Here is a 9,745-nt window from a genome sequence, read left to right on the forward strand (position 1 = left end):
CCGGGCGCAGACCAGCCTGCCCGCGATGGGCGAGGCGGTGTGGTCGCTGGAGTTCAGCGCCGACGACACCCGCCTGTTGGCGGCCGCGGACAGCGCCGCGCGGCTGTATGATGCGGCCTCTGGCGCGGTGGTTGCCAGTTTCACACCGCCCACCGGCGGGGTGACCCGGGCCGCGCTTTCACCGGATGGCAGCCGCGTGGCGGTGTCGACCAGCCTGGGCCGGGTTTATATCTGGGAGATCGGCCAGGAGGCGCCGACAACCATTCTGAACGTGTCCGACAACCTGCTCTGGTCGGTTCGGTTCAGCCCGGATGGCAGCCTGATCGCCGCTGCCGACAGTGACGAGGTGGTGTCGGTCTGGTCGGTCTCCAGCGCCGAGCGGATCGCCGATTTCACCGGTCATGCACGCGGCGCAACCGATGTCATTTTCCTAGGCGACAATGCCACGCTGGTGGCCAGCGACCGGCGCGGCGGGCTGCATTTCTGGGATCTTCCCTATGAGCGGTCGGTCGGGAAGATCCTGACGGCGCACAAGTCGGCGATCTGGCGGCTGGCGCTGCACCCGGACGGCCAGCGCTTCGCCAGCAGCGGCGATGACGGAGCGGTGCGGGTCTGGGATGTGCTGAGCACCCAGCGCGCCTGCGCGCTGAGCGCCGGGGCGCTTGGCCCGCTGCGGCGGGCGCAATACCTGGGCGGGGCAGGGGCGCAGGATGCCTGCGCCCCGGTCGAAGCCGACTGAGCGATCAGATATTGATCAGCATTTCCGAGCCGTCGCCGAAGATGATCTTTTCGAACTGGTATTCGGCGGAATAATACTGGTTCTTCAAGATCACCGTGCCGCCCGACCAGGCAATCGACATGTCGTAAGAGCCGCTGCGGGTGATCTCCAGGTCATCGACGCCGTTGACCGAGTTGAACAGGATGCTGTCCTGGCTGGACGAGCGGCCATCGTCGAACACATCGGTGCCCTTGCTGGCGACATAGGTGTCATTGCCCAGCGAGCCGAAGACAAAATCGTCGCCCAGCCCGCCATCCAGCCGGTCATCGCCGTCATAGCCATAAAGGTAATCGGTGCCGTCCAGCCCCTTGAGCGTGTCGTCGCGGCTGCCGAATTCCTCGCGGTTGCCATAGAGGGAGTCATTGCCGCCGGTGCCCAGCGTCGCCACCTGCAGCGTGGTCAGATCGACCTTGGTGCCATTGGCAAAACGCAGGGTTTCCACCGCGTAACGCTGATCGAAGGCGCCGTTGATGCGCACCGACCCGCCGTCCCAGAGGATGCTGAGATCGCCGTCGAGTTCGCGCATATAGGACACCTGCGCCGGGCGGATGCCGGCGGCCAGCTTGATCACGTCCAGCCCGTCGCCCTCGGCGCCGGCATCCGAGATGAAATCGTCGCCTTCGCCGACCAGGTAGGTGTCCTTGCCATCGGCGCCGTACATGTCGTCGTCGCCCTTGCCGCCATCCAGCGTGTCATTGCCGTCATAGCCATAGAGCGTGTCATCGCCGTCCAGCCCGATCAGGGTGTCGTTGCGGCCGCCGAACTCTTCGCGGTTGCCCGAGATCGACTCGCCGCCGCCAGTGCCGATCGTGGCCAATTCCAGCTTGGTCAGGTCGACCTTGGTGCCATTGGCAAAGCGCAGGGTCTCGACCGCGTAGCGCTGATCGAAGGCGGAATTGATCCGCACCGAACCACCATCCCAGAGGATGCTGAGATCGCCGTCGAGTTCCCGCATATAGGAGACATCCGCCGGAAGTATCCCGGCGGCCAGCTTGATCACGTCCGGTCCGTCGCCGTCGGCGCCGGCATCCGAGATGTAATCGTCGCCCTCGCCGACCAGGTAGGTGTCCTTGCCCTCGGCGCCGTACATGTCGTCGTCGCCCTTGCCGCCGTCCAACGTGTCGTTGCCGTCGTAACCGTAGAGCGTGTCATCGCCGTCCAGCCCCAGCAGCGTGTCGTTGCGGCGGCCAAGCTCTTCCCGGTTGCCGTAAACGGAATCGTCGCCACCGGTGCCCAGCGTGTCCACCGCCAGCGTGGTCAGGTCGACAACCGTGCCATCGGCATAGCGCAGCTTTTCAACCGCGTAGCGCTCGTCAAAGGCGTTGTTGATCCGCACCGACCCACCGCTCCAGGAGGCGGTGAGATCGCCGTCGAGTTCGCGCCGGAACGATACATCAGCCGGGGTGATGCCAGCGGCGAGCTTGATCACATCCGGCCCGTCGCCGACGGCGCCGGCATCCGAGATGTAATCGTCGCCTTCGCCGACCAGGTAGGTGTCCTTGCCGTCGGCGCCATACATGTCGTCGTCGCCCTTGCCGCCGTCCAGCGTGTCGTCGCCATCATAGCCATAGAGCGTGTCGTCGCCGTCGAAGCCCTTCAGCGTATCGTCGCGGCTGCCCAGGTCTTCCCGGTTGCCATAGATATTGTCGTTGCCGCCGGTGCCCAACGTGGCGACCTGCAGCGTGGTCAGGTCCACCGTGGCGCCGCTGTCATAACGCAGGGTTTCCACCGCATAGCGTTCGTCGAAGGCGGCGTTGATCCGGACCGAGCCGTCGTTCCACAGGATGGTCAGATCGCCGTCCAACTCGCGCTGGAACGACACCTGCGCGGCGGTGATGCCGGCGGTCAGCTTGATCACGTCGGCGCCATCGGCGGCGGTGCCGGTATCCGAGACATAGTCGTCGCCTTCGCCGACCACATAGGTGTCTTTGCCGGCCGCGCCATAAAGGTCGTCATCCCCCTTGCCGCCATCCAGCGTGTCGTTGCCGCCATAGCCATACAGGGTGTCGTCGCCGTCGCCGCCGGTCAGGTTGTTATCGGTGTCATCGCCGGTGACGCTGGTGCCGCGCACGGTACTGATCGCGGTCTTGGCCACGGTGACAAGGTCGATCACCGTGCCGTCGGACAGGCGGGCCTTTTCGATCTGGCGGGTCTGGGTGGTCCAGTAATCGACCAGGACCGAGCCGCCATCCCAGGTCACCAGCAGGTCGGAATTGTCCACCAGGAAATAGGACAGGTCGCTGGCGGCGATGCCGGAAACAAAACGCAGCACATCCTCGGGGTCGCCGGCGACGCCATAGTCGAGGATGTAATCGTCGCCTTCGCCGACGATATAGGTGTCGCCCCCTTCGCCGCCATACATCTTGTCATCGCCCTTGCCGCCATCCAGCCGGTCATTGCCGTCATAGCCGTTCAGCGTGTCGTCCCCATCCAGCGCGCGCAGGTCGTCATCGCGGCTGCCATGCTCCTCGCGGTTGCCGCTGACCGTTTCGCGGCCATTGGTGCCGATGGTCGGGACCGACAGCGCGGTGAGATCCACGGTGGTGCCATTGGCGAATTTCAGGGTTTCCACCGCATTACGCTGGTCAAAGGCGTTGTTGATCCGCACCGATCCGGTGCCCCAATCGATCAGCAGGTCGCCATCGGGCAGGCGGGAATAGCTGACATCGCCGGGGGCGATGCCGGCGGCAAGTTCGATGATGTCCTTGCCGTCCGAGAGGTCCGAGGCGCCGACATCCGAGATATAGTCATCGCCTTCGCCCACCTTGTAGGTGTCGGCGCCGACCTCGCCATACATCGTGTCGTCGCCCTTGCCACCATCCAGCGTGTCGTCGCCGTCATAGCCATAAAGCGTGTCGTCGCCGTCAAGCGCCCGGATATCATCGTCGCGGCTGCCATGTTCCTCGCGGTTGCCATACAGCGTTTCGCGGCCATTGGTGCCGATGGTCGGCGCCGTCTGCTGGGTCAGGTCGACGGTGGTGCCATTGGCGAATCTCAGGGTTTCCACCGCATAGCGCTGGTCGAAGGCCGAGTTGATCCGCACCGAACCGGTGCCCCAGTCGATCAGCAGGTCGCCATCGGGCAGGCGGGTATAGCTGACATCGCCCGGCTTGATCCCGGCGGCCAGCCGCACGGTATCGGTGCCGTCCGAGAGGTCGCTGGCGCCGACATCCGAGATATAGTCGTCGCCCTGGCCGACCTTGTAGAGATCGGCGCCAACCTCGCCATAGAGGGTGTCATCGCCATCGCCGCCATCCAGCATGTCGTCGCCGTCATAGCCATACAGCGTGTCGTTGCCATCCAGCCCGCGCAGGTCGTCATCGCGGCTGCCGAATTCCTCGCGATTGCCATACAGGGTTTCACGGCCGTTGGTGCCGATGGTCGGCGCTGACAGCTTGGTCAGGTCGACGGTGGTGCCATTGGCGAATTTCAGCAGTTCGACCGCATAGCGCTGGTCAAAGGCCGCGTCGATGCGGACCGAGCCGCTGCCCCAGTCGATCATCAGATCGCCATCGGTCAGCCGCGTATAGGTCACGTCGCCGGGCCGGATGCCGGCGGCCAGTTCGATCTTGTCCTTGCCGTCCGACAGGTCGCTGGCGCCGGCATCCGAGATAAAGTCGTCGCCTTCGCCGACCTTGTAGGTGTCGGCGCCGACCTCGCCATACAGCTGGTCGTCGCCCTTGCCGCCATCCAGCACGTCCTTGCCGTCATAGCCATAGAGCCGGTCATCGCCGTCCAGCCCGCGCAGGGTGTCGTTGCGCCCGCCGAATTCCTCGCGGTTGCCATAGAGGGTCTCGCTGCCATTGGTGCCGATGGTCGGGGCGGTCAGCGTGGTCAGGTCGACGGTGGTGCCATTGGCAAATTCCAGCGTTTCCACCGCATAGCGTGCATCGAAGGCGTTGTTGATCCGAACCGAACCGGTGCCCCAGGTAACCACCAGGTCGCCGTCCGACAGGCGGGTATAGGTCACGTCGCGGGGCAGGATCCCGGCGGCCAGTTTGATGGTGTCCTTGCCATCCGACAGATCGCTGGCGGCGAGGTCCGAAATGTAATCGTCGCCTTCGCCAATCTTGTAGAGATCCTTGCCTTCGGCGCCGTAAAGGTGGTCGTCACCCGCGCCGCCGTCCAGCACGTCATTGCCGTCATAGCCATACAGCGTGTCATTGCCGGCCAGTCCGTTCAGATTGTCGTTGCGGCTGCCGGCCTCTTCGCGGTTGCCATAGATGGTGTCATTGCCCTCGGTCCCGATGGTGCGGACCTTCTGCGCGGGCAGGCTGACGGTCTTGCCGTCGCCGAATTCCAGCTTTTCAATGATATAGCGGGCGTCATAAGCGCGGTCGACGCGCATCGAGCCACCGGTCCAGGACAGCAGCAGGTCGCCGTCCAGCAGCCGTTCAATGGTGACATCGGATTTCAACACGCCCTTGGGCAGGACGATGCGGTCGTCCTTGTCGCCGTCGGCGCCGTAGTCCTGGACGAAATCGTCGCCCGGACCGGCCAGATAGGTATCGCCGCCGGTACCGCCGTAGGAACTGTCATTGCCGGCGCCGCCGATCAGCGTGTCATCGCCATCTGAGCCATAGAGGTAGTCGTCATCGGCGCCGCCATCGAGGACGTCATCCTCGCCATAGCCATACAGCCGGTCGATCCCGCCCAGCCCGCGCAGCACGTCTTTCTGCGCGATGCCGCCATCGTCGCCGCGCAGATAGTCGTTGGCCTCGGTGCCGCGGGTTTCGATCGGCAGGGCCGACACCTCGCTGGTCACGGTCTTGCCGCCGAACTTGAATTTCAGCATCTCGACCGCGCCATCGGCGGTGAAATGGTCCTTCACAAGCAGACGGTCCTTGTCGGTCTCGATGGTCAGATCGTTGGACAGGGCGGTGCGGAACAGGGTGACATCGCCGGGTTTCATCCCATTGCGCATCACCACGGTGTCCTTGCCACCCTCTTCGATGATGGTTTCCGACCCGGCGGGACGATAGGTGTCGTTGCCGGTGCCGCCCTGGCTGATATCGGTGCCGGGCCCGCCGATCAGGGTATCGCGCCCGGCACCACCGATCAGAACGTCATCGCCCAGCCCGCCGGACAGCTTGTCATTGCCGGCCTGGCCTTCGAGAACATCGGCGCCTTTCAGCCCTTGCAGAACGTCATTGCCGCCCTTGCCGACAATGCGGTCGGACAGGATGAAATCGCTGACATCGCCCTTCAGCCGGTCGGCCCGGCCGGTGCCGACGATGCCCTGGGCCTGGCGTTCAAGGTCGAAGATGGTGCCGTCGCGCAGCTCCAGCGTTTCCACCGCGCCGGTGCCGAGATAGAAATCCTCGATCCGCACGATCAGCTCGCCCGAGGCATAGATCTCCAGGTCTTCGCCATTGTCCTGCGATTTGAGGAAGGCCAGGTCGGACAGGTTCAGCCGGGCCTGGATTCTCAGCAGGTCTTCGCCGGAGGTGTCGACGATGGTGTCGAAACCGCTGCTGTAGATATAGGTGTCATTGCCGTTGCCGCCCTGCATCAGGTCATTGCCCGGCCCGCCGTTCAACACGTCATTGCCTTCGCCGGCATTCAGGTTGTCATCGCCGCGCAGGCCGACCAGCGTGTCGTCGCCATTGCCGGTGCTGAGCGAATCCCGGCCGCCGCCGCCGCGCAGGTTGTCATCCCCCGAGGTGCCGTTCAGGCCCAGCCCCTTGGCCGGATAGATGGTGTCCAGCACCTTGTCGACGGTGATGCCGGTGCCGCCATCGGTATTGGCCACCAGCTTGTCCAGCTTTTTGGCCATCTTCTTGGTCAGGTCGTCGATGCCCACCGCGGTGTCGATCAGGCGCACCAGTTCGGTCCAGACAAAGGCCATGTCGGCGCCCTTGTTCTGGTAATTGCGGGCCAGCGCGCCAAGGCCGCTCATGTCCAGCTTGAGCGGTGAAGTGAAACTGTCGGACTGCCAGTCATATTCCGGCGAGCCCTTGAAGATGCGCTCGCCCACCGTCTGCACCAGGACGCGCGTCAGCATCTCGTACAGCGCCGTTTCGAAGGCGTTGGTCAGGGTGCGCCCGGCCTCCGGGGCCGGGTTGGGCCGGCCATGCTGCAGGAAGGGCCGGTCGGTGAAGACCTCGACAAAACCGACCTGCCGGGCATCGACATAGGTGCCGCGGCTGGCCGGATCGATGGTTTCGACGCCGGCCCAGCGGAACAGGATGGTCTGCATCTTGTCCAGGATATCGACATCGGCGCCGAACACCTGGCCCGCGTTCAGGCCCGCCACCTCGGCGACCAGCTTCTGCAGCTTGGCATCCTGCGACATGGCGGTGCGCAGATCGGCCAGCTGGCCATAGCCGCGCAGCTGCGGCAGACCATAGCTGTCGGGGTCGAAGGGCAGGTTGCCGCCGGCGCGGCTGTTGACGTTGTCATAGGTGAACCAGACATCCGAGATCTCGCGGGTGCGGCCATCGGTGCCGGTATAGGTCGAGATATGGGTGACCCGGTTGCCGGCGATCTCTTCGGTGCCGGTGGTCGAGGACAGGTTGATCGAGCGCACGCCGGCATCGTCGAGGTCCTGCAACTCGCCCGGGTCGGAATTGCCGTCCTGGTTCAGATCGCGCCAGACCAGCAGGTCGGCAAAGGCGTCGTCCTTGCGGTCGATCACGCCATCGGAATTGGAATCGAGCACCGCGAGGCTGGTAAAGCCGTCCACGGTTTCGGTGCCGAACAGTTCGGAATGGTCGTCGATCTCGCCGTTCTGATTGCTGTCGATTGCCAGCAGCCCGTCATCGGGGCGAACCCAGCCGGTCAATTCGCGGATGCCATCGGTGTCGATATCCCAATAGACCGCACCTTTGCTGTTGACCGAGGCCAGTTCCAGCCCGTCGCCGTCCAGATCCAGCACCAGCGGCGAGGCTTCGGTGCGGGCGGTGGTGCTGCGGTCTTTCACATCGTCGGCATAGGGGTCGTTGTCCTCGTCGTCGCCATCCAGCCAGTCGTTGAAGTTGTCCCACAGCGAGCCGATCTTGTCCTTGAGGTCTTTGCCCTTCTGCGCCAGCTCGTTCAGCTTGTCCTTGGCCCAGTCGCCCAGGTCGCTGGTCTTGTCGCGGAATTCGTCCTTCAGCTTGTCATAGGTGTCTTCGACCCACTGGCGGCCCTCGTCGAATTTCTGCTTGCCGAAATCGATGACGTCGTTGCCCTTGTCCTTCAGCCAGTCGAGCGCGTCATCGGTCAGCTCACCGGCCTTGGTCTTCATCTCCTGCCACTTGTCGCGGACCGTATTGCTGAACTCGGTGCCCTGGTCCTTGACCCAGTCGGCGACCTCGCCGATCTTGTCGGTCTTTTCGCTGACCCAATCCTCGATCCCGTCGATGCCTTTGTTGGCCCAGTCCTCGAACTCGTCGCGGCGGTCGCTCAGCCAGTCCAGCGCGGTGTCCTTGGCCTGGTCGATCGCGTCCTTGACCTCGTTGACCTTGTTCTTGGTCCACTTGGTGCCCTCATCCCATTTCTGGGTGACGCTGTCCCAGCCCTCTTTCAGGGCCTGTTCGGCCATGTCGAGGCCGCGCTTGCCCAGATCGGTGATGTCATTGGTCAGGTCATAGGCCCAGTCGCGGGCATCCGCGTATTTCTCCTTGCCCCATTCCTTCAGGTCGGTGACCTTGTCGGTCACCCGGTTGACGCCCTCGTCAACGACGCCGCCGATGATATCGGTGACCAGCCGCTTGGTTTCGGGCAGTTCCTTTTTCAGATCCGGCAGCTTCAGCACGTTTTCCGCCAGTTCCACCCATTGTTCGGTGCTCAACCCCTCGGGACCGTTCCACAGGATGTCGCCCAGGGTGCTGGACATCTCGGTCAGCGTTTCCGGGTCCATCTGGGTGGTGGCGTTCTTGTAGTAATCCGGGCTGCCGTCCTTGGCGCCGTTCAGCACCTTGTTGTCGAAGGAATCGGCCGAATGGGCGGTCAGGATGCCGTCATTGCCCTCGCGGAAGCTGCCGACATTATAGGTGTCGCCGACATGGCCGCCGCCCAGACGGGGCACGCGGTCTTCCTCGTTATAGAAATTGGCGGTCTCCACCCCGGTGATCCGCGAGGCGTCAAAGCCACCGGGCAGGTTCTCGTCGATGCCGTTGACCGCGCCCAGGCCGTTCAGCGTGACCAGGTTCATGGTGTCGCGCCGCCCGGCATAATCGCCGGCGGCCTCATAAGCGGCATATTGCGCCAGCGCGCCGCCCAGGCTGTGGCCGGCAAAGGTGACTTCGGCGCCGTCTTTCCAGTTGTTCTTCAGGTAGCGTTCGACATCCGGCTTGGCCTCTTGCCACTGGCGCCAGCCCAGGTTGCCGACATTGTCCTTCCAGTCTTCGCCGTCGCTGGTGCCGCGAAAGGCGATGACGACATTGCCGGTGCCGGGGTCGCGCAGCGCATAGGCGGTCAGCCCGTCGCCGGTGGTGCCGAACATCTTGTCGACCTTGTAACCGTTCAGCGAACTGTGGCTGGGATCTTTGATGGTCGAGCCGACCTCGAGATCCTGGTAGGAAATCTGCGCGGCGTCGCGTCCTAGCTGGTTGTCCGGCATCGTTTTCGCTCCGTCGTCTACAATTCAACTGCGCGCCGGTAATCCGGCGCGGAAAATGTCAAAATGCGCAGACATCGCCAATTGCGAGCCGCGGCAGGCCTTGGGTCTGATCGATCTCCCGTTCCAGCCAGGCCGCGCGGCAGCCGTCGGGTGACAGGGTCAGGGTTTCGGGAAGAATGTCGCTGCGCCGGATCTGCGCCCAGCCCGCCGCCTGGTGGTACAGGCCGCTATCGGCCCCGGCGGCGCGATAGCCGGTGACCAGCGCCGCCATCAGCCCGGCGTCGGTCTGGACGAACCGGTACAGCCCCTCGTCATTCCACGCGGCCCAGGGCACCGTGACCAGCTGCGGATCGGTGCCCGCCTGCAGCCGCCAGACCGGGATGCCCGGCGTGCTGTCGCGCAGCTCGGCGCGGCGCGCGGCG

The 9,745-nt window shown here is 64.3% G+C and carries 3 protein-coding genes; 1 reads left to right on the plus strand and 2 read right to left on the minus strand.

Translation table 11 applies throughout. The features are described 5' to 3' along the window. The coding region (locus tag CVM52_RS20735) for a WD40 repeat domain-containing protein (protein ID WP_370741658.1) at nt 1–739 on the plus strand (739 nt) is incomplete at its 5' end. Nucleotides 740–743: 4 nt separating this feature from the next. Here CVM52_RS20735 and CVM52_RS26710 read toward each other — a convergent pair. Beyond that, on the minus strand, nt 744–9,323 hold the full coding sequence (locus tag CVM52_RS26710; protein WP_133119913.1) for an SPM autocatalytic domain-containing protein: 8,580 nt from the start codon (nt 9,321–9,323) through the stop codon (nt 744–746). A 58-nt stretch (nt 9,324–9,381) separates the two neighbouring features. Beyond that, the coding region (locus CVM52_RS27060; protein ID WP_172721055.1) for a hypothetical protein at nt 9,382–9,745 on the minus strand (364 nt) is incomplete at its 5' end.

The organism is Pseudooceanicola lipolyticus (assembly GCF_002786325.1).
In the GTDB taxonomy this organism is placed as follows: domain Bacteria; phylum Pseudomonadota; class Alphaproteobacteria; order Rhodobacterales; family Rhodobacteraceae; genus Pseudooceanicola_C; species Pseudooceanicola_C lipolyticus.